This is a genomic window from Citrobacter sp. Cs237, assembly GCF_030332325.1.
Taxonomy (GTDB): Bacteria; Pseudomonadota; Gammaproteobacteria; order Enterobacterales; family Enterobacteriaceae; genus Citrobacter_A; species Citrobacter_A sedlakii.
In genome coordinates this window covers 103426-123703 of record NZ_JAOWIB010000106.1, presented here as the reverse complement: position 1 = coordinate 123703, position 20278 = coordinate 103426, and the positions used below count along the sequence as shown (strand labels likewise).

Here is a 20278-nt window from a genome sequence, read left to right as displayed (position 1 = left end):
AGCCCCAAAAATAATCGACCTGTCGATAAAAACGCGCCAATAAACAGGATATTTTCCGCCTAACCTATTGATTAGTAATTTTTTTATCGTAACACCCCTGCCCTTGACGCCCTCTTTACTCTCTGTTTTGCCGGGACAATACTTGCCCGCGTCACACATTCCTTCACTACCGGGTAAAGATGATGAAAGTATTAATTGTTGAAAGTGAATTTCTGCATCAGGACACCTGGGTGGGCAGCGCCGTAGAACGTCTGGCTGACGCCTTAAGTCGGCAAAATGTTACCGTCATTAAGTCCACGTCTTTCGACGACGGCTACGCCATCCTTTCTGCCAACGAAGCCATTGATTGCCTGATGTTCAGCTATCAGATGGAACACGCGGATGAACATCTCAACGTCAGGCAACTGATCGGTAAGCTTCATGAGCGCCAGCAAAACGTGCCCGTCTTTCTGTTGGGCGACAGAGAGAAAGCCACCGCATCGCTGGACCGCGACCTGCTGGAGCTTGTCGATGAGTTCGCCTGGATCCTTGAAGATACCGCCGACTTTATTGCCGGGCGCGCCGTGGCGGCGATGACCCGCTATCGTCAGCAACTGTTGCCGCCGCTGTTCAGCGCGCTGATGAAGTACAGCGACATTCATGAATACTCGTGGGCCGCCCCGGGCCACCAGGGCGGCGTGGGCTTTACCAAAACGCCTGCCGGTCGTTTCTATCATGACTTCTACGGCGAAAACCTGTTCCGCAGCGATATGGGCATTGAGCGTACCACGCTCGGTTCGCTGCTCGACCACACTGGCGCATTTGGCGAAAGCGAAAAATATGCCGCCCGCGTCTTTGGCGCAGACCGGTCATGGTCAGTGGTGGTCGGGACGTCCGGCTCCAATCGCACAATCATGCAGGCCTGTATGACCGACAATGATGTAGTGGTGATTGACCGTAACTGCCATAAATCCATCGAACAGGGGCTGATCCTGACCGGGGCGAAACCGGTTTATATGGTGCCAAGCCGCAACCGCTATGGCATTATCGGGCCAATTTATCCGCAGGAGATGCAGCCGGAAACGTTGCGGAAAAAAATCGACGCCAGTCCGCTGACCCGCGAAAAAACCGGGCGACAGCCCACCTACAGCGTAGTGACCAACTGTACCTATGACGGCGTTTGCTATAACGCGAAAGCGGCGCAGGATCTGCTGGCGCAAACCACCGACCGCATCCATTTCGACGAAGCCTGGTACGGCTATGCCCGCTTTAACCCAATTTACGCCGATCATTTCGCCATGCGCGGCGAGCCGGGCGATCACCGCGGTCCTACCGTTTTCGCCACCCACTCTACTCACAAACTGCTGAACGCGCTTTCGCAGGCGTCGTATATACATGTGCGTGAAGGGCGCGGCGCGGTAAATTTCTCCCGCTTTAACCAGGCGTACATGATGCATGCCACCACCTCGCCGCTGTACGCGATTTGCGCATCCAACGACGTGGCGGTTTCAATGATGGATGGCAACAGCGGCCTGTCGCTGACGCAGGAAGTGATCGATGAAGCGATAGATTTCCGTCAGGCGATGGCACGCCTGTACAAAGAGTACCGTGCCGACGGCGACTGGTTCTTCAAACCGTGGAATAAAGAGCAGGTTACCGATCCGCAAAGCGGGGAAACGTATGATTTTGCTGACGCGCCGGCGTCTTTACTGGCCACCGACCAGAACTGCTGGATAATGCGTCCGGGTGAAAGCTGGCATGGATTTACGGATTTACCGGATAACTGGAGCATGCTCGACCCGATCAAAGTCAGTATTCTCGCACCGGGTATGGGTGACGATGGCGAACTGGAAGAGACCGGGGTGCCTGCCGCGCTGGTTACCGCATGGCTGGGACGTCACGGCATCGTGCCGACCCGCACCACCGACTTCCAGATTATGTTTCTGTTCTCGATGGGGATCACCCGCGGGAAATGGGGCACGCTAATCAACACGCTGTGCTCGTTTAAACAGCATTATGACGCCAACACACCGCTGGCGCAGGTAATGCCGGAACAGGTGGAAGCGCATCCTGACGCTTATGCGAATATCGGGCTGCACGATCTGGGCGATCGGATGTTCGCCTGGCTGAAAGAGAATAACCCTGGTGCGCGCCTGAACGCGGCCTATTCCAGCCTGCCTGTTGCAGAAATGACGCCGCGTGACGCCTATAACGCCATTGTTAATGATGCAGTCGAAAGGGTGGCAATTGAGAATTTACCGGGGCGTATTGCCGCTAACTCGGTTATCCCTTACCCGCCAGGCATTCCCATGCTGCTTTCCGGGGAAAACTTTGGCGATGACAACAGTCCGCAGGTGGGGTATCTGCGCGCGCTACAGTCGTGGGATCGTCACTTCCCGGGCTTTGAACATGAAACGGAGGGGACGGAAATTATTGACGGCGTGTATCACGTCATGTGCGTGAAAGCCTGACGTCAGTTCCGACGACTGCGTCATGGCCCGGCCAGCGTGACGCAGCCAGATTTTGGCCAGAGGATGTGACAGCCTTTTCCTGAGTATTGTTGCAACATGAGCATTGTCATACCTTTTTGCGCGGGTCCCCCCGCGCTTTTTTTATCTCTCATTCCGGTTTCCACCCTCGTAAAAAATTCTGTACATAAGAATCATCTGCTGACGCTTGAAATAGAAAATAAAAAGATTATTTTAATGCAGGATTGGATTCATCATACAAATTTTACGGCTTCCGTTATCTCTCTCCATTGGCGGGATCGGGTATTTTATGTTCATATTTCAGGAGTTGGGGTATGAGACTTTGCAGCACAGAACCCTGCATCGTGGTGTTAACAGAAAAAGATGTTTGGCTGAGGGTAAATGGCAAAGAGGCGATAAATTTAAAAGCACATCATATGGCGCTTATCGCCTGCGAAAATAACATCATTGATATCTCATCGCTTAATAATGCACTTGTCGCGCATATAAGTCGCGATATCATTAAAGAATATCTGCGTTTTTTGAATAAAGATTTATCTCACGTCCCCCTCTGGCAGCGAAGCTCATCGCCAGTGTTAACCGCATTATGCGTAACGCCAGACGTTTTTCGGGTCGCGGCGGAACACAGCGTCCAGCATACCAACAGTCCCGGCGAAAACGAGCGCACCCGCTCCCTGCTGTTCACCGTACTGTCGCGCTTTCTCGACAGCAAAAAGTTTATGTCGCTGTTAATGTTTATGCTGCGTGACCGAATCAGCGACAGCGTTTACCATATTATTGAAAGTGATATACATAAAGCGTGGAACCTCAGCCAGGTTGCCAGCTGTTTATGCCTGAGCCCCAGCCTGCTGAAGAAAAAATTAAAAAGCGAAAATACCAGCTACAGCCAAATCATCACTACCTGCCGTATGCGCTATGCCGTTAATCAATTATTAATGGACGGTAAAAATATCTCTCAGGTTTCTGAACTGTGCGGATATAACAGCACATCCTATTTTATCTCGGTATTTAAAGAGTATTACGGCATGACGCCGTTGCATTATGTCAGCCAGTTTAAGAATCGCCCTGCGCCCTGACGCATTCCTGTTTTGTAATAAGCCACGATAATATCAGCATTAGCGATAAGCCTGTTCCGACATCATTCAGCGGCGCACTCCGGGCGTATTATACGACCTGATTTCACAGTCCTTTTCAGGAGTTGAATAATGTCTTCAGATGCTGATGCCCACAAAGTGGGCTTAATCCCCGTCACCCTTATGGTGTCGGGGAATATTATGGGATCAGGGGTTTTCCTGCTGCCAGCTAACCTCGCCGCCACCGGCGGGATTGCCATCTACGGATGGTTAGTGACCATTATCGGCGCGCTGGCGCTGTCGATGGTTTACGCCAAAATGTCGGCATTAGACCCCAGTCCTGGCGGCTCTTACGCTTACGCACGACGCTGCTTCGGCCCTTTCCTCGGGTATCAGACCAACGTGCTGTACTGGCTGGCCTGCTGGATCGGCAATATCGCCATGGTAGTCATTGGCGTTGGTTATCTCAGCTACTTCTTCCCGATCCTGAAAGATCCGTTGGTGCTCACCCTGACCTGCGTGGCGGTGCTGTGGATTTTCGTTCTGCTGAATATCGTCGGGCCGAAAATGATCACCCGCGTACAGGCCGTCGCCACCGTGCTGGCGCTGGTGCCGATTGTTGGCATCGCCGTGTTCGGTTGGTTCTGGTTTCGCGGTGAAACCTATATGGCGGCGTGGAACGTTAGCGGCATGAACACCTTTGGCGCGATTCAAAGTACCCTGAACGTCACGCTGTGGTCGTTTATTGGGGTAGAAAGCGCCTCGGTAGCGGCGGGGGTAGTTAAAAACCCGCAACGCAACGTGCCGATCGCCACCATTGGCGGAGTGCTGATAGCCGCCGTCTGCTACGTGCTCTCAACCACCGCGATCATGGGGATGATCCCGAACGCCGCGCTGCGCGTTTCCGCCTCGCCGTTTGGCGACGCCGCCCGCATGGCGCTGGGGAATACCGCAGGCGCGATCGTTTCCTTCTGCGCCGCGGCAGGCTGTTTAGGTTCGCTCGGCGGCTGGACGCTGCTGGCCGGTCAGACGGCGAAAGCCGCCGCCGACGACGGCCTGTTCCCGCCCATTTTCGCCCGCGTCAACAAAGCCGGTACCCCGGTCGCCGGGCTGATCATCGTCGGGATCTTAATGACCCTGTTTCAGTTCAGTAGCATGTCGCCAAACGCCGCCAAAGAGTTTGGTCTGGTGTCCTCTGTCTCGGTGATCTTTACCCTGGTGCCGTATCTGTATACCTGCGCCGCACTGCTGCTGCTCGGTCACGGACACTTCGGCAAAGCGCGGCCAATCTACCTGCTCGTCACCTTCGTGGCATTTGTTTACTGCATCTGGGCGGTGGTTGGCTCCGGCGCAAAAGAGGTGATGTGGTCGTTTGTCACCTTAATGATCATTACTGCACTGTATGCCCTGAACTACAACCGCATCCATAAAAACCCGTATCCGCTGGATGCGCCAGTGAGCAAAAATTAGTTCGCCTGCCGGGAAACGCCCAAGGGCGCGGCTTTTCAAAACAGCCAACCTTAATTTCTTAAGGTTGGCTTAATTTTACTCTGCGAAGATTGGCGCCACTTCGTTGATGGACCTCACCCCATGTTAAAGCGCATATTCAAAAGACCGTCTATCAGCCTGCTCACCTGGCTGCTGCTGGTTTCGTTTTATCTTTCCGTTTGCCTGAATCTCGCCTTTTATAAGCAGGTCATACAGGCTCTGCCGCTGGACTCCGTGCGTAACGTGCTGGTCTTTCTGTCGATGCCGGTGGTGGCGTTCAGCGTGATCAACATCGTCCTGACGCTGGCCTCGTTTCTCTGGCTGAACCGCCCGCTGGCCTGCCTGTTTATTTTGATGGGCGCGGCGGCGCAATATTTCATCCTCACCTACGGCATCATCATCGACCGTTCGATGATCGCCAACATGATGGATACCACGCCCGCCGAAACATTCGCCCTGATGACGCCGCAGATGGTGCTTACCCTCGGTCTGAGCGGCATTGTAGCGGCCCTGATCGCCTGCGGGATCAGAATCAGACCCACTACGCCGCGTTTGCGCAGCGTACTGGCGCGTGGGATCAGCATTATTATCTCCGTCCTGCTGATCGTCCTGGTCGCCAGCTTTTTTTATAAAGATTACGCCTCGCTGTTTCGCAACAATAAGCAGTTGGTGAAAGCGCTCAGTCCCTCGAACAGTCTGGTGGCCTCCTGGTCCTGGTACGCGCACGAACGGCTGGCTAACCTGCCGCTGGTACGCATTGGCGAAGATGCCCATCGCACTCCGCAGAGCGTGGACGGCGAACGTAAAAACCTGACCATTTTGATCGTCGGGGAAACCTCGCGGGCGGCAAACTTTTCGCTGGGCGGCTATCCGCGTGAAACCAATCCGCTGCTGACAAAAGATAACGTGGTCTACTTCCCGCGCACCACTTCATGCGGGACTTCTACCGCAGTCTCCGTGCCGTGTATGTTCTCCGGGATGCCGCGCAAGCACTATGACGCAGAGCTGGCGCACCATCAGGAAGGGTTGCTGGATATCATTCAACGCGCGGGTATCAGCGTGCTGTGGAACGATAATGACGGCGGCTGCAAAGGCGCCTGCGACCGCGTACCGCATCAGAATGTCACTACCCTCAACCTGAAAGGCCAGTGCATTGACGGCGAATGTTATGACGACGTGCTGTTTAACGGCCTGGAGTCGTACATCAACCAGTTACAAGGCGATGGGGTCATTGTGTTGCATACCATTGGCAGTCACGGCCCGACGTATTACCACCGCTACCCGCCGCAGTTCAGGAAATTTACCCCAACCTGCGACACCAATGAAATTCAAACCTGCTCACAGCAGCAGCTCATCAATACCTACGATAATACCGTTCTGTATGTCGACTATATAGTTGATAAAACGATTAATATCCTGAAGACGCATCAGGATAAATTTACCACCAGCCTGGTGTATCTTTCCGACCACGGCGAATCGCTGGGGGAAGATGGCGTGTATTTGCACGGTCTGCCTTACGCCATTGCGCCAGAAACGCAAAAGCATGTGCCGATGCTGCTGTGGCTGTCGCCGGATTATCAGCAACGCTACGGCGTAGACAATGATTGCCTGCAAAAACAGGCGCGGGAACAGGATTACTCGCAGGACAACCTTTTTTCGACCATGCTGGGACTGACCGGCGTGCAGACAACGCAATACCGGCCCGCGGATGACATTCTGCGGACCTGCAGGAGAACCGCTGAATGAAAATACTGATTGTGGAAGACGATACGTTGCTCTTACAGGGGTTGATCCTGGCGGCGCAAACCGAGGGATACGCCTGCGACGGCGTCTCCACCGCACGCGCGGCGGAGCAGTGTCTGGAAAGTGGTCATTACAGCCTGTTGGTGCTGGATCTCGGCCTACCGGACGAGGACGGCCTGCATTTTCTGGCGCGTATCCGGCAGAAAAAATACACCCTGCCCGTGTTGATCCTGACCGCCCGCGATACGCTCAGCGACAAGATCGCCGGGCTGGACGTGGGCGCCGACGACTATCTGGTGAAACCCTTTGCGCTGGAAGAACTTCATGCCCGCATCCGCGCGCTGCTACGCCGCCACAATAACCAGGGCGAAAGCGAACTGGTGGTCGGCGGCCTGACTCTCAATATGGGGCGTCGCCAGGTCTGGAAAGCTGGCGAGGAGCTGGTGCTGACGCCAAAAGAGTACGCCCTGCTTTCCAGGCTAATGCTGAAAGCCGGCAGCCCGGTGCACCGGGAAATTCTTTATAACGACATTTATAACTGGGACAACGAGCCTTCGACCAACACGCTGGAAGTCCATATCCACAACCTGCGCGACAAGGTCGGTAAGTCGCGCATTCGCACCGTGCGTGGCTTTGGCTACATGCTGGTGGCGACCGCGACCGAGGAAGGCTAAGTGAACCTGACGCGTTTTCTGCGCCGGCCCATGACCCTGCGCCAGCGCCTGATGTTGACCATCGGCGTTATCCTGCTGGTTTTCCAGTTGATCAGCGCCTTCTGGCTCTGGCATGAAAGCACTGAGCAGATTGAGCTGTTTGAGCAGGCGCTACGGGATAACCGCAATAATGACCGCCATATCATGCATGAAATTCGCGAAGCGGTCGCCAGCCTGATCGTCCCCGGCGTGTTGATGGTCAGCCTGACGCTGCTGATCTGTTACCAGGCGGTGCGGCGTATCACCCGGCCGCTCGTCAGCCTGCAAAAAGAGCTGGAGAGCCGCACCGCGGATAACCTGACGCCGATCGACCTTCGCAGTTCAACGCTGGAAATTGAAGCGGTGGTTTCCGCGCTGAACCAACTGGTGAACCGGCTGACCGCGACGCTTGAGAACGAGCGCCTGTTTACCGCCGACGTGGCGCACGAACTGCGAACGCCGCTGGCCGGGGTACGTCTGCATCTCGAACTGCTGTCAAAAGCGCATAATATAGACGTCGCCCCGCTCGTTGCGCGGCTGGATCAGATGATGGACAGCGTCTCGCAGCTGTTGCAGTTAGCCCGCGTCGGACAGTCGTTCTCGTCGGGTAACTATCAGCAGGTCCGGCTGCTGGAAGACGTCATCCTGCCGTCCTGGGATGAGCTTAGCACCATGCTGGAACAGCGCGATCAGGCCCTGCTGCTGCCCGAGAGGCGCGACGACGTGACGGTAAAAGGCGACGCCACGCTGCTACGGATGCTGTTGCGTAACCTGGTGGAAAACGCCCATCGTTACAGTCCCAAGGGGACGACGATCGCGATCGCGCTGAACACGGATAAACAGGCCGTCATGGCGGTTGAAGATGAAGGGCCGGGGATCGATGAAAGTCAATGCGGCGAGCTAAGTAAAGCGTTCGTGCGTATGGACAGCCGTTTCGGCGGCCTCGGGCTGGGGCTGAGTATCGTCAGCCGCATCACGCAGTTGCATCGCGGCGAATTTTATTTGCAAAACCGGGTGGATGCGACGGGAACCCGCGCGTCGGTGAGGCTGGAGAAGATCTAATAAGTGGTGACCCAGACGTACAAAAAACTGCTGACAATCAGCACGCTAAAGACAGTGGCGACACGTTCATAAAGACGCTTTTTCATCATACTCTCCTCCAGATTATGAAGGAGAGTATGCCCGTCAGAGATTAAGCAAACCTTAAGACGCCTTTACTCGTCGATACGTGGATGCTGCTGAACCAGACGAGTCCGTTTCTCCTGGAGTTCAGCAATTTCCTGATCGATATCTTCGATTTTCTGCTCGATGTTATCGTAGTGCTCGCCGAGGATTTCTTTCGCTTCCTGAATGTCAGACGCGGCAGGCGTCGCCCCTTTCAGTGGACGGTTGGCGGTCTCTTTCATGGTCATACCGGTAATGAAACCAATCACCGCAATCACCATCAGGTAATAGGCCGGCATCATCAGGTCCCGGGAGCTTTCCACCAGCCAGGCGGCCAGCGTTGGCGTCAGACCGGCAATCAGCACCGAGATATTAAATGCCGCCGCCAGCGCGCTGTAGCGAATGTGCGTCGGGAACATCGCCGGGAGCGAGGAGGCCATCACGCCGGTGAAGCAGTTCAGGATCACCGCCAGCATCAGCAGACCCGCAAAAATCAGCCCGATCACGTTACTGTTAATCAGGATAAATGCCGGAATCGCCAGCGCAAACAGCGCGATACTGCCCAGAATCACAAACGGGCGGCGACCAAAACGGTCACTCAGCAGCCCCATCACCGGCTGCACAAACAGCATCCCGATCATAATGGCGATAATAATCAGCACGCCGTGATCTTCCGAATAGTGCAGGTTATGCGACAGGTAACTCGGCATATAGGTCAGCAGCATGTAATAGGTTACGTTGGTGGCAATCACCAGACCGATACACGCCAGCAGGCTGCGCCAGTGTTTGGTCGCAATCTCTTTAAACGAAACTTTTGGACCTTCCTGCAAGCCTTCGCGGTCGCCCTGCTCCAGTTTTTCGACGTGCTGCTGGAACGCCGGGGTCTCTTCCAGCGCATGGCGCAGGTAAAGCCCGATAATCCCCAGCGGCAGCGCGATAAAGAACGGAATACGCCAGCCCCAATCAAGGAAGTTTGCTTCCCCCACCACCGTGGAGATCAGCACCACGACACCTGCGCCCAGCACGAATCCGGCAATCGAGCCAAAGTCCAGCCAACTGCCCATAAAGCCGCGTTTACGGTCCGGGGAATATTCCGCGACAAAGATCGACGCGCCGGTGTATTCGCCGCCGACCGAGAAGCCCTGCGCCATCTTGCACAGCAGCAGCAGGATAGGCGCCCAGATACCAATAGAAGCGTAGGACGGTATCAGGCCGATACAGAACGTACTGATCGACATAATGACGATGGTGATAGCCAGGATCTTCTGACGCCCATATTTATCGCCGAGCATACCGAAGAACAAACCGCCAAGTGGACGAATCAGGAAGGGAACAGAGAAAGTCGCGAGCGCGGCAATCATTTGCACGCTGGGGTCAGCCCCCGGGAAGAATACTTTACCTAACGCGTAGGCAACGAAGCCATAAACACCAAAATCAAACCATTCCATCGCGTTGCCGAGCGAGGCCGCGGTGATCGCTTTACGCAGTTTACCGTCATCAATAATGGTTACGTCGCGAAGCGTTATCGGTTTTACTTTTTTCCTTTTCAGCATAGCTGTCCTCATAGACTAAGCCCTGTCTCGCTGCATACCGCTTCATTGGCGCAAGCTGCGCGAACGTCACCGTCGAGCGTTGGAATCACGCAGGCGCAATTCCTTTACCAAGCGTAGCAGGTTTACTTACACTGACCGGTTAAGGACTGTACAACCGAACCTGTTGACGCCTGAAGTGGGCGGTTAATGACCTCTTTACCCTACCAGTGTTTAAATTTGTGATCAACTTCACATATATGTTTGTGTTTCGTCAAAGAACGTAAATAAGGTGATCCTCACTCTCTTTTTTGACGTGGCAACGTTGCGATTCTTTTTTGCTTTCGTTGCGATGACATTCATCGTCACGACCAAACATTTCCCGGCGACACTATTAATCTGCTATGCAAATTCCCCTGGCTTTTTTACACCTTGTTTACGTTTATTTTAAATAATCCAAAAGCCGCCGAATGTTTACATTAATTATGTGACAAAGATAACTAAAACACTGTTTCGTTTTCATTGAATCAATATTCCAATGAATGCAAGATAAGAGACGAGGCAACACCACCGGGGAGCGAAAGAGGCCGCCAGCAGGCGCAATCGCTACGTACAACGTAAAGGGAACGCAGTATTTTCTGCGCTTCGCTTCGATATAACAAACTGAATTCAATACCTTTTGCCACCTTGTCCGTTTGTTTCGCGGGTAAGAAGTGAGGACGTTTATGAAAATTAAAGCCACCATAGAACGCATCCCTGGTGGGATGATGTTGATTCCATTACTGCTCGGCGCCGTTTTAAATACCCTGGCGCCAGACACGGGCGCGTATTTCGGTTCATTTACTAAAGGAATGATAAGCGGCACGGTGCCCATTCTGGCGGTATGGTTCTTTTGTATTGGCGCTTCTATCGATCTGCGCGCAACCGGTACGGTATTACGTAAATCCGGTACGTTGGTAATCACGAAAATTGCCGTTGCGTGGGTGGTGGCGATGATCGCCGCCTCGTTTATTCCGGACACCGGCATTCAAACCGGTTTCTTCGCGGGTCTGTCTGTTCTGGCGATTGTTTCCGCAATGGACATGACCAACGGCGGCCTGTACGCCAGCCTGATGAACCAGTACGGCACCAAAGAAGAGTCCGGCGCGTTCGTGCTGATGTCACTGGAGTCCGGTCCGTTGATGACCATGGTCATTCTTGGTTCCGCTGGCCTCGCTTCTTTCGAGCCGCATCACTTTATCGGCGCCGTATTACCGTTCCTGATCGGCTTTGCCCTCGGCAACCTCGACCACGATCTGCGTGCGTTCTTCAGCAAGGCAACGCCAGTCCTGATTCCGTTCTTCGGCTTTGCGCTGGGTAACACCATTAACCTGAGCGTGATTGTTGATACAGGTCTGCTGGGCATCATGCTGGGCGTGGCGGTCATCATTATCACCGGTATTCCGTTGATTATTGCCGACCGCGTGATCGGCGGCGGTAACGGTACAGCGGGCGTAGCGGCGTCTTCTGCGGCGGGCGCTGCGGTGGCGAACCCGGTCATTATCGCCCAGATCAACCCGGCGTTTGAGCCCGTCGCGGCTTCCGCGACGGCGCTGGTTGCCGCCAGCGTGATTGTCACCGCCATCCTGGTGCCGATCATCACTGCGCTGTACGCCAAACGCTTCGGCAACGTTCAGCCTCCGGTCAATGCGGAAGAAAAAACCGCTGAATCCATGAATCACTAACCTTCAGTCGCCCTCCCGCTCTGCGCGGGAGGGCGCGACGTCTAACGACTGCGCCCGCTTCTCTTCGCGCCTTTCACCTCGCTTTCTTCCAGCCCCCCTTTCTTAAAACGCGAGTAGTCCCGACAACGTTGGGGATTTTGTGTATAATTGCCGCCTTTTTCGGCAATCTGCCATGCTTTTGGGGCGCGTTTGCCCCTGCTGACTTTTGAGGAACTCACCATGTCATTACCTAACTGCCCACAATGCAACTCCGAATACACCTACGAAGACAACGGCATGTATATCTGCCCGGAATGCGCCCACGAATGGAACGATGCCGAACCGGCGCAGGACAGCGATGAGCTGATTGTGAAAGACGCTAACGGCAACCTGCTGGCCGACGGCGACAGCGTGACCGTGATTAAAGATCTGAAGGTGAAAGGCAGTTCTTCGATGCTGAAGATCGGCACCAAAGTGAAAAACATCCGTCTGGTGGAAGGCGATCACAACATTGACTGCAAAATCGACGGTTTCGGCCCGATGAAGCTGAAATCGGAGTTTGTGAAAAAGAACTGATTGTTATCCTGCCTGCCTGATATTGCCCGGTGGCGCTTCGCTTACCGGGCCGGGGGTAACTACACTTAATGGGCTTCCCTTATCAGAGGTCCAGATCATGTCGTTAAGTCCCTATCTCTCTTTTGCTGGCAACTGTGCCGACGCCATTGCGTTTTATCAGCAAACGCTCGGCGCAGAACTGCTCTATAAAATCAGCTTCGGCGAAATGCCCCCGTCGGCGCAGGACAGTCAGGACGGCTGCCCGTCCGCAATGACCTTCCCCGATACCGCCATCGCCCATGCCAATGTGCGCATTGCGGGGAGCGACATTATGATGAGTGACGCCCTACCGTCAGGCACGGCGCACTATTCCGGCTTTACGCTGGTTCTTGACACGCAGGATGTCGACGAAGGAAAACGCTGGTTCGACCGCCTCGCTGCCGAAGGAAAAATTGAAATGGACTGGCAGGAAACCTTTTGGGCGCACGGTTTTGGCAAGGTCAGCGATCGTTACGGCGTCCCGTGGATGATCAACGTCGTTAAGCAGCAGGCAAACGGTTAACCTCGCGGGAGGCCCTGCCTCCCGCCCTGTCATCTGATTCCACTCAATTCTTCATCATCAGGTCATCACAACTTAACCCAAACGTCACATTAATCCGCCACGATGGGGCCACTTTTTTCAGAGAGGCCGCATCATGCAAACGATTATTCGCGTCGAAAAACTCTCCAAAACGTTCAATCAGCAGCAGGCGCTGCACGCCGTCGATCTGAACATCGTTTCCGGTGAGATGGTGGCTCTGCTTGGGCCGTCGGGTTCCGGCAAATCCACCCTTTTACGTCACTTAAGCGGGCTGATCACCGGTGACAAAGCGCCGGGCAGTCACGTCGAGCTGCTTGGTCGCACCGTCCAGCGCGAAGGCCGTCTGGCGCGCGATATCCGCAAAAGCCGCGCCCATACCGGCTATATCTTCCAGCAGTTCAACCTGGTCAATCGCCTGACAGTGCTTGAGAACGTCCTGATTGGCGCGCTCGGCAGCACGCCGTTCTGGCGCACCTGCTTTAGCTGGTTCACCCAGGAACAGAAGCAGCGCGCGTTACAGGCGCTGACCCGCGTCGGCATGGCGCACTTCGCGCACCAGCGCGTTTCTACCCTTTCCGGCGGCCAGCAGCAGCGCGTGGCCATCGCCCGCGCCCTGATGCAGCGGGCGAAAGTGATTCTGGCCGACGAGCCGATTGCCTCGCTGGACCCGGAATCCGCGCGCATCGTGATGGATACCCTGCGCGACATCAACCAGACCGACGGCATCACCGTCGTCGTCACACTGCATCAGGTGGATTACGCCCTGCGCTACTGCGGACGCATTGTGGCGCTGCGTCAGGGGCATGTGTTCTACGACGGCAGCAGCCAACACTTCGATAACGATCGCTTTGACCATCTGTACCGCAGCATGAACCGCGTCGAACAGAACGCGCAGGCTGCTTAATTCAAAAAGACCAGGCAAGTGAAATAGCCTGGAACAATGCGAGGATAATATGAATTACAAAACGGTTGCCGCGTTGGCGTTTACCAGCATGTTCAGCGTCAGCACCCTGCTCACCCCGGCACATGCCGAAGAACAGGAAAAAGCGCTGAACTTTGGCATTATTTCGACCGAGTCACAGCAAAACCTGAAACCGCAGTGGGACCCGTTCCTGAAGGATATGGAAAAGAAACTGGGGGTCAAGGTCAATGCCTTCTTCGCCCCGGACTACGCCGGGATCATCCAGGGGATGCGCTTTAACAAAGTGGATCTCGCCTGGTACGGCAATCTTTCCGCGATGGAAGCGGTAGATCGCGCCAACGGCCAGGTCTTCGCCCAGACTGTCGCCGCTGACGGATCGCCCGGCTACTGGAGCGTACTGATCGTCAACAAGGACAGTCCGATCAACACTCTCGACGATCTGATCGCCCAGCGCAAAGATCTCACTTTCGGCAACGGCGATCCTAACTCCACCTCTGGCTATCTGGTTCCCGGGTATTACGTCTTCGCAAAAAACAATATCTCCGCCAGCGACTTCAAACGCACCGTTAACGCCGGTCATGAAACCAACGCACTGGCGGTAGCGAACAAGCAGGTCGACGTCGCCACCAACAACACCGAAAACCTCGACAAGCTGAAAACCTCCGCGCCGGACAAGCTCAAAGAGCTGAAGGTGATCTGGAAGTCGCCGCTGATCCCGGGTGATCCCATCGTCTGGCGGAAAAATCTTTCTGAAACCACCAAGGACAAGGTGTACGACTTCTTTATGAATTACGGCAAAACGCCGGAAGAAAAAAGCGTGCTGGAACGTCTGGGCTGGGCGCCGTTCCGTGCCTCCAGCGACCTGCAACTGGTGCCGATTCGCCAGCTCGCCTTGTTTAAAGAGATGCAGGGCGTGAAGGACAACAAAGGACTGAGCGACGAAGAGAAAGCCAGCAAAACCTCAGCGATTAAAGGGCAACTGGACGATCTCGACCGTCTGACTGCCGCGCTCGGCGCCATGACCAGCGTAAACAAAGCGGTGCAATAACCCCTGGCTGTAGGCCGGATGGCGCAGCGCTTATCCGGCCTATACCCGCGTCAAATCGTCGTCACTTAGGGAGCAACTATGCAAACCATTACCGTCCCCCCGCCGAAGCGAAGCTGGTTCTCGCTCTTGAGCTGGGCCATCCTGCTGGCTGTACTGGTCGTGTCGTGGAAAGGCGCCGAAATGGCCCCGCTGACGCTGATTCAGGATTCCGGCAACATGGCGACGTTCGCCGCCGACTTCTTCCCGCCGGACTTCAGCCAGTGGCGGGACTACCTCGGCGAAATGGCCGTCACCCTGCAAATCGCCGTCTGGGGCACCGCGCTGGCGGTCATCCTGTCCATTCCTTTTGGTCTGATGTGCGCCGACAACCTCGTACCGTGGTGGATTTACCAGCCCATGCGCCGTCTGATGGACGCCTGCCGCGCCATCAACGAAATGGTGTTTGCGATGCTGTTCGTGGTCGCCGTCGGTCTCGGTCCGTTTGCGGGCGTGATGGCGCTGTTTATCCACACCACCGGCGTGCTGTCGAAACTGCTTTCCGAAGCGGTCGAAGCTATCGAACCCGGCCCGGTAGAAGGTATCCGCGCCACCGGCGCCAATAAGCTCGAAGAAATTCTCTACGGCGTACTGCCGCAGGTCATGCCGCTGCTCATCTCCTATTCGCTGTACCGCTTTGAGTCCAACGTCCGCTCCGCCACGGTGGTCGGCATGGTGGGCGCAGGCGGCATCGGCGTCACCTTGTGGGAGGCGATACGCGGTTTCCAGTTCCAGCAAACCTGCGCGTTGATGGTGCTCATCATCATCACCGTCAGCCTGCTGGATTTCCTCTCCCAGCGTTTACGTAAGCACTTTATCTGATTCGCGAGGCATTGATGGCTATGCACTTGTCTACACATCCGACCAGTTACCCGACGCGTTATCAGGAGATTGCCGCGAGACTTGAGCAGGAGCTTCGTCAACATTACCGCTGCGGCGACTATCTTCCGGCGGAGCATCAGCTTGCCGCCCGTTATGAGGTGAACCGCCATACCCTGCGCCGGGCCATCGATCAGTTAGTTGAACGCGGCTGGGTGCAGCGTCGTCAGGGTGTCGGCGTGCTGGTGCTGATGCGCCCGTTCGACTACCCGCTGAACGCCCAGGCGCGCTTTAGCCAGAATCTGTTGGATCAGGGCAGCCATCCCACCAGCGAAAAGCTGCTGGCGGTACTGCGACCGGCTTCCCGCCACGTTGCTGATGCCCTCAGCGTGCAGGAAGGCGACAACGTCATTCACCTGCGAACGCTACGCCGGGTCAACGGTATCGCCCTGTGCCTGATCGATCACTACTTTTCCGACCTCAGCCTCTGGCCGCTGTTGCAGGGCTTCCATAGCGGCTCGCTGCATGACTATCTGCGCGAACAGTCCGGGCTGACGCTGATGCGTACCCAGACGCGCATCAGCGCCCGCCGCGCGCAGGCGAAAGAGAGCAAGGTACTGGAAATCCCGAACATGGCGCCGCTGCTCTGCGTGCGCACCCTGAACCATCGTGAAGGTGAGGAGCAGGCAGCGGAATACTCCGTCAGCCTGACCCGCGCCGACATGATCGAATTCACTATGGAGCACTGAATGCATATCGATACCGCCACCCGCCAGCGCTGGATGCGCGCGTTGTCCTGGAGCAACGCCGAAACGCTGAACGCACTGATGCAGGCGCTGAAGCTGGCGCCGGACTACACACTTATCCGCGCGCCGGAAACCGGTCTGATGCAGATCCAGGCGCGCATGGGCGGCACCGGCAACCGTTTCTTTGCCGGCGATACCACGCTCACCCGCGCGGTGGTGCGCCTGAACAGCGGCACGCTCGGCTACAGCTACCTGCTGGGACGCAATAAACAGCACGCCGAACGGTGCGCCGTCGTCGACGCGCTGTTACAGGAGCAGGCCCATTTTCAGACGCTCATGGAAACCTTAATCGCCCCGCTGGAGGCCGAACGCGAGGCGCAAATCGCTGCCCGCCGCGCTGAAGTGAACGCCAGCCGGGTCGACTTCTTTACGCTGGTACGCGGAGATAACGAATGACACGATCCACGGAACTACAAACCGCCTTTACCCTGCCCGTTCAGGACGCGCAACAGAGCTTTCGCCGCCTGCTGAAAGCAATGAGCGAACCGGGCGTGATTGTCGCCCTGCATCAGCTTAAGCACGGCTGGCAACCGTTGAACCTTGCCACCACCAGCGTCCTGCTGACCCTGGTCGATGGCGACACGCCGGTATGGCTGTCACCTGCGGTGAACAACGACATCGCCAGCCAGAACCTGCGTTTTCATACTCAGGCGCCATTGGTCGAGCAGCCGCAGCTGGCAGCGTTTGCCGTCACCGACGAGCGCATCAGCCGCGAGCAGCTTAACGCCCTTTCCGCGGGTTCCGCCGTGGCGCCGGAAACCAGCGCCACGCTGATCGTCCAGGTCACCAGCCTCAGCGGCGGGCGGATGCTGCGCCTGACCGGGGCGGGGATCGCCGAAGAACGGATGATCGCGCCGCAGTTACCGGACTGTCTGATCCACGAACTGACCGAACGCCCGCACCCCTTCCCGCTGGGCGTCGATTTGATACTTACCTGCGGCGAGCGCCTGCTGGCCATCCCTCGCACTACCCACGTGGAGGTGTGCTGATGTACGTCGCCGTTAAAGGGGGCGAGAAGGCGATAGCCAACGCCCATGCGCTCCAGGAGAACCGCCGTCGGGGCGATGCCGCCATCGATGAACTGAGCGTGGCGCAGATTGAACAGCAGATGAACCTGGCGGTTGACCGGGTGATGACCGAAGGCGGTATCGCCGACCGCGAACTGGCGGCGCTGGCGCTGAAACAGGCCAGCGGAGACAACGTCGAAGCCATCTTCCTGCTGCGCGCCTACCGCACCACACTGGCGAAGCTGGCGGTGAGCGAACCGCTGAACAGCGCGGAGATGCGCCTGGAGCGGCGTATTTCCGCCGTCTATAAAGACATTCCCGGCGGGCAGCTTTTAGGCCCGACTTACGACTACACCCATCGCCTGCTCGATTTCACCCTGCTGGCGAACGGCGAAACGCCGCCTCTGCGCACCGCCGATCACCCAACGGAACCCGCGCCGCACGTCTTTTCCCTGCTGGCGAAGCAGGGGCTGGCAAAGCGCGAAGAGGATACCGGCGCACAGCCGGACGATATCACCCGCACACCGCCGGTCTACCCCTGCTCGCGCGCCTCACGCCTGCAACAGCTCATGCGCGGCGACGAAGGCTACCTGCTGGCGCTGGCCTATTCCACCCAGCGCGGTTATGGCCGCAACCACCCATTCGCGGCGGAGATCCGCAGCGGCTACGTTGAGCTGGAAACGGTGCCGGAAGAGCTGGGATTCGCGGTAAACGTTGGCGAACTGCTGGTGACCGAATGCGAAATGGTCAACGGCTTCGTCGCCCCGGACAATGATGCGCCTCACTTCACCCGCGGCTACGGGCTGGTGTTCGGCATGAGCGAACGCAAAGCCATGGCGATGGCGCTGGTGGATCGCGCGCTACAGGCACCAGACTACGATGAAACGGTCACAGGACCGGCGCAGGACGAGGAGTTCGTGCTGGCGCATGCGGATAACGTCGAGGCGGCGGGTTTTGTTTCGCACCTCAAGCTCCCTCATTACGTCGATTTCCAGGCCGAGCTGGAACTGCTTAAACGCCTGCAACAGGAGGCCGACCGTGACGACTAACCTCTCCGGCTACAACTTTGCGTACCTTGATGAACAGACCAAACGCATGATCCGCCGCGCTATCCTGAAGGCGGTGGCGATCCCTGGCTATCAGGTGCCGTTCGGCGGCCGCGAAATGCCGATGCCCTACGGCTGGGGCACCGGCGGCATTCAGATCACCGCCAGCGTGATCGGCGAACCGGACGTGCTGAAAGTGATCGACCAGGGTGCCGACGACACCACCAACGCGGTGTCGATCCGCAACTTTTTTAAGCGCGTCACCGGCGTAAACACCACCGAACGTACGGAAGACGCGACGCTGATCCAGACCCGCCATCGGATCCCGGAAACGCCGCTGACCGAAGATCAGATCCTGATCTTCCAGGTGCCGATCCCAGAGCCGCTGCGCTTTATCGAACCGCGCGAAACCGAAACCCGCACCATGCATGCGCTGGAAGAGTACGGCGTAATGCAGGTGAAACTGTACGAAGATATCGCCCGCTTCGGCCACATCGCCACCACCTACGCCTATCCGGTGAAGGTGAACGGGCGCTACGTGATGGACCCGTCGCCGATCCCCAAATTCGATAACCCGAAAATGGACAGGATGCCCGCTCTGCAACTGTTTGGCGCCGGGCGCGAAAAGCGCATCTACGCCGTACCGCCGTACACCCGCGTGGAGAGTCTCGATTTCGACGATCATCCGTTCAGCGTCCAGACCTGGAATGAGCCGTGCGCCATTTGCGGGTCAACCCATAGCTATCTCGACGAAGTGGTGCTCGACGACAGCGGCAAACGGATGTTTGTCTGCTCCGACACCGACTACTGCCGCCAACAGAGTGAGGCCCAACGCCAATGACGCAGCCGCTGCTTTCAGTGAATAACCTGACCCACCTTTACGCGCCGGGCAAAGGCTTCAGCGATGTCTCGTTTGACCTGTGGCCGGGCGAAGTGCTGGGCATTGTCGGGGAGTCCGGTTCCGGTAAAACCACCCTGCTGAAGTCAATCTCTTCGCGCCTGACGCCGCAGTCCGGCGAGATCCAGTATCAGAACCGTTCGCTGTATGCGATGAGCGAGGCCGACCGTCGCCGCCTGCTGCGCACCGAATGGGGCGTGGTGCATCAGCATCCGCTGGACGGCCTGCGACGCCAGGTCTCAGCGGGAGGCAACATCGGCGAACGGCTGATGGCGACCGGCGCGCGCCACTACGGCGAAATCCGCGCTACCGCGCAAAAATGGCTCGAGGAAGTGGAAATTCCGGCCTCGCGCATTGATGACCTGCCGACCACCTTCTCCGGCGGAATGCAGCAGCGTTTGCAAATCGCCCGCAATCTGGTCACCCATCCAAAGCTGGTGTTTATGGATGAACCGACCGGCGGGCTGGACGTCTCGGTGCAGGCCAAACTGCTGGACCTGCTGCGCGGGCTGGTGGTGGAGCTGGATCTGGCGGTGGTGATTGTCACCCACGATTTGGGCGTTGCGCGCCTGCTGGCGGACCGTCTGCTGGTGATGAAGCAGGGCCAGGTGGTGGAAAGTGGATTAACCGACCGCGTGCTCGACGATCCGCATCATCCGTACACGCAGTTGCTGGTGTCGTCGGTATTACAGAATTAAGAG

At 56.7% G+C, this 20278-nt stretch carries 20 protein-coding genes; 18 read left to right on the top strand and 2 right to left on the bottom strand.

Going from position 1 to position 20278, the window contains the following annotated elements:
• Positions 1 to 182: 182 nt before the first annotated feature.
• The 6 genes from adiA to pmrB all read left to right on the top strand — a co-directional run bounded on the left by adiA (position 183) and on the right by pmrB (position 8526).
• A complete protein-coding gene (gene adiA, locus OGY07_RS13985) occupies positions 183 to 2450 on the top strand; it encodes an arginine decarboxylase (RefSeq protein WP_205612987.1) in 2268 nt (755 codons plus the stop codon).
• A 332-nt stretch (positions 2451 to 2782) separates the two neighbouring features.
• Entirely contained in the window at positions 2783 to 3544 is a 762-nt protein-coding gene (locus tag OGY07_RS13980; RefSeq protein ID WP_286601258.1) for an AraC family transcriptional regulator, read from the top strand.
• 129 nt (positions 3545 to 3673) lie between these two features.
• Positions 3674 to 5011, top strand: a complete 1338-nt coding sequence (adiC, locus tag OGY07_RS13975; RefSeq protein WP_042291043.1) for an arginine/agmatine antiporter — start codon at positions 3674 to 3676, stop codon at positions 5009 to 5011.
• 120 nt (positions 5012 to 5131) lie between these two features.
• The gene (gene eptA, locus OGY07_RS13970) at positions 5132 to 6775 is read left to right on the top strand and encodes a phosphoethanolamine transferase EptA (RefSeq protein ID WP_286601255.1); all 1644 of its coding nucleotides are present in this window, start codon (positions 5132 to 5134) and stop codon (positions 6773 to 6775) included.
• Positions 6772 to 7446 carry a two-component system response regulator BasR gene (gene basR / locus OGY07_RS13965; protein ID WP_042291047.1) on the top strand — a complete coding sequence of 225 codons (675 nt, stop codon included), beginning with the start codon at positions 6772 to 6774 and terminating at the stop codon, positions 7444 to 7446. The genes eptA and basR overlap by 4 nt, the downstream gene beginning before the upstream one ends.
• Positions 7447 to 8526, top strand: a complete 1080-nt coding sequence (gene pmrB / locus OGY07_RS13960) for a two-component system sensor histidine kinase PmrB (RefSeq protein ID WP_269536229.1) — start codon at positions 7447 to 7449, stop codon at positions 8524 to 8526. It abuts the gene before it with no gap.
• Here the strand turns inward: pmrB and pmrR are convergent.
• Together pmrR and proP are read right to left on the bottom strand one after the other, a co-directional pair.
• Entirely contained in the window at positions 8523 to 8615 is a 93-nt protein-coding gene (gene pmrR / locus OGY07_RS13955; protein ID WP_060570378.1) for an LpxT activity modulator PmrR, read from the bottom strand. The two genes, pmrB and pmrR, sit on opposite strands and share 4 nt — an antisense overlap.
• A gap of 63 nt (positions 8616 to 8678) precedes the next feature.
• Entirely contained in the window at positions 8679 to 10181 is a 1503-nt protein-coding gene (gene proP, locus OGY07_RS13950; protein WP_042291054.1) for a glycine betaine/L-proline transporter ProP, read from the bottom strand.
• A 701-nt stretch (positions 10182 to 10882) separates the two neighbouring features.
• Between proP and kdgT the strand changes: the two genes are divergently transcribed.
• The 12 genes from kdgT to phnK all read left to right on the top strand — a co-directional run bounded on the left by kdgT (position 10883) and on the right by phnK (position 20275).
• Positions 10883 to 11881, top strand: coding sequence for a 2-keto-3-deoxygluconate transporter (gene kdgT / locus OGY07_RS13945; RefSeq protein WP_042291058.1), 999 nt, complete (start codon positions 10883 to 10885; stop codon positions 11879 to 11881).
• Positions 11882 to 12100: 219 nt separating this feature from the next.
• The gene (locus OGY07_RS13940; protein ID WP_042291061.1) at positions 12101 to 12436 is read left to right on the top strand and encodes a zinc ribbon domain-containing protein YjdM; all 336 of its coding nucleotides are present in this window, start codon (positions 12101 to 12103) and stop codon (positions 12434 to 12436) included.
• Positions 12437 to 12533: 97 nt separating this feature from the next.
• Positions 12534 to 12977, top strand: coding sequence for a VOC family metalloprotein YjdN (gene yjdN / locus OGY07_RS13935; protein ID WP_042291063.1), 444 nt, complete (start codon positions 12534 to 12536; stop codon positions 12975 to 12977).
• A gap of 133 nt (positions 12978 to 13110) precedes the next feature.
• On the top strand, positions 13111 to 13899 hold the full coding sequence (phnC, locus tag OGY07_RS13930) for a phosphonate ABC transporter ATP-binding protein (protein WP_286601248.1): 789 nt from the start codon (positions 13111 to 13113) through the stop codon (positions 13897 to 13899).
• 49 nt (positions 13900 to 13948) lie between these two features.
• Positions 13949 to 14965, top strand: a complete 1017-nt coding sequence (gene phnD / locus OGY07_RS13925; protein WP_060570379.1) for a phosphonate ABC transporter substrate-binding protein — start codon at positions 13949 to 13951, stop codon at positions 14963 to 14965.
• Between the two features lie 78 nt (positions 14966 to 15043).
• A complete protein-coding gene (gene phnE, locus OGY07_RS13920; protein WP_042291069.1) occupies positions 15044 to 15823 on the top strand; it encodes a phosphonate ABC transporter, permease protein PhnE in 780 nt (259 codons plus the stop codon).
• A 20-nt stretch (positions 15824 to 15843) separates the two neighbouring features.
• Positions 15844 to 16569, top strand: coding sequence for a phosphonate metabolism transcriptional regulator PhnF (gene phnF, locus OGY07_RS13915; protein ID WP_060570380.1), 726 nt, complete (start codon positions 15844 to 15846; stop codon positions 16567 to 16569).
• Positions 16570 to 17022: a phosphonate C-P lyase system protein PhnG gene (gene phnG / locus OGY07_RS13910; RefSeq protein ID WP_286601245.1), complete on the top strand. Its 453-nt coding sequence runs from the start codon at positions 16570 to 16572 to the stop codon at positions 17020 to 17022.
• Positions 17019 to 17615 (top strand): phosphonate C-P lyase system protein PhnH, encoded by a 597-nt coding sequence (gene phnH, locus OGY07_RS13905; protein ID WP_042291077.1) that lies wholly within the window; start codon positions 17019 to 17021, stop codon positions 17613 to 17615. Before phnG ends, phnH begins: the two co-directional genes overlap by 4 nt.
• Positions 17615 to 18682, top strand: a complete 1068-nt coding sequence (locus OGY07_RS13900) for a carbon-phosphorus lyase complex subunit (RefSeq protein ID WP_286601242.1) — start codon at positions 17615 to 17617, stop codon at positions 18680 to 18682. The genes phnH and OGY07_RS13900 overlap by 1 nt, the downstream gene beginning before the upstream one ends.
• Positions 18683 to 18728: 46 nt before the next feature.
• Positions 18729 to 19520, top strand: coding sequence for an alpha-D-ribose 1-methylphosphonate 5-phosphate C-P-lyase PhnJ (phnJ, locus tag OGY07_RS13895; protein ID WP_060570450.1), 792 nt, complete (start codon positions 18729 to 18731; stop codon positions 19518 to 19520).
• Positions 19517 to 20275 carry a phosphonate C-P lyase system protein PhnK gene (gene phnK / locus OGY07_RS13890; protein WP_181822168.1) on the top strand — a complete coding sequence of 253 codons (759 nt, stop codon included), beginning with the start codon at positions 19517 to 19519 and terminating at the stop codon, positions 20273 to 20275. Before phnJ ends, phnK begins: the two co-directional genes overlap by 4 nt.
• Positions 20276 to 20278: the final 3 nt, after the last annotated feature.